Source organism: Micromonospora sp. NPDC048040, assembly GCF_055587185.1.
The window spans coordinates 1-1,225 of sequence record NZ_JBVJGT010000148.1; the positions used below are offsets into that span (position 1 = coordinate 1).

Here is a 1,225-nt window from a genome sequence, read left to right on the forward strand (position 1 = left end):
TCCGGCATCGCCAACCTCCACAACATCATCCTCGCCGGCTGACCGCCGACCCCGTCCCAGGCAACGCCTTCACCCGGTTACGAGACGTCCCTTAGAGTCCGGCTGTGGACCGTCGACGGCCAAGCCGAGTCTTCCTGCGGGTGTTCTCGATGTTCGGTCTTGTCTTTGCGATTGCGCTTACGGTGCTCGGCACATGGTCAGTAGCAGACGAACGTCGGGGATCAGAGTCAGTGGCTGACGTGCTGGACGTCGAGCATCGCGGGGCGAGAACATTCCTGACCGTCCAGTTCACTACAAACCGTGGCGAGGTGTGTGAATCAATCCTGCGCGTTACGGTCGACGCGAACCGGACTGTGAGTACCGGCCAGCGCATCCGAGTCCACTACGCCAAGAGCGACCCTTGCCTGAGAATGCGCGAGGTTGGCGATCAATCCGGATGGTTCATGGTCCTCATCGCGATGGTGCTTCTGATCACCTTCGCCATCCTGACCTATGTTGTGTGGCGCCGGCCCCGACCTCCGCTCCCACTCCGATACGCGGGCATGCCGTGACAAGTCGGACGAGGTTGGTTTGGCCCCGACCCGCCGCCGGGACGGCCGGATTCGAACCGGACGACCCCTTGCCCCCCAGGCAACCAACACCGGACCAGCCCGCAGACCTGCGGCTCCGAAGCCGCCGAACTGTAAGGACGATCCCCCAGTGTCCGCGACATTCCGCCGGTGTCCGCCCCGATCGTCACCCAAATAGTCACCCAACTGTCCGGGAGACCCTACATGTGCACGCACGGGCGCGAACCCTGATTGTCGGGCACTCGCCTCACAGGCTGGCCACACCCCTTCGCCGGCATGACCGGCCTATGACCCAACCTCGCCCGTTACGGACCCGGCTCCCGGGGTCGAAGCTGGCCACCGGCGGCCACCCCTCCCCTCCCAGGTTAGCGGTTGACCTGGCAGAAGCGTGCGTCCGCGATACACGGTTGGAAACGCCAAGTTCAGAGCTGTCCTGGCAGACAATCCTCTGCTTGGCTGAACACGATTTCCCGGATCAGGAGTAACTCTGCAGCAGCACTCTTATGCCCGAGGCGTTGAACGTCATACCACCGGTCTAGGCAGGAGATCACGTATGTCCATTGAGCCATTTTCATCCTGCGTAGCGGTTCGCATCGACGTGGTGCAGGACAAGGATGGCCTGCACGATCGCGGTGGCGCGGCGTGGACAGCACCGC

At 63.1% G+C, this 1,225-nt stretch carries 1 protein-coding gene and 1 pseudogene; one reads left to right on the plus strand and one right to left on the minus strand.

Annotation, left to right across the window (positions count from 1 at the left end; translation table 11 throughout):
- Positions 1–230 precede the first annotated feature (230 nt).
- On the plus strand, positions 231–551 hold the full coding sequence (locus ACZ6O2_RS36550; RefSeq protein ID WP_466026227.1) for a hypothetical protein: 321 nt from the start codon (positions 231–233) through the stop codon (positions 549–551).
- A gap of 589 nt (positions 552–1,140) precedes the next feature.
- On the opposite strand, the pseudogene ACZ6O2_RS36555 reads toward ACZ6O2_RS36550, so the two are convergent.
- Positions 1,141–1,225: pseudogene (locus tag ACZ6O2_RS36555) on the minus strand (IS5/IS1182 family transposase); the annotation flags it as partial.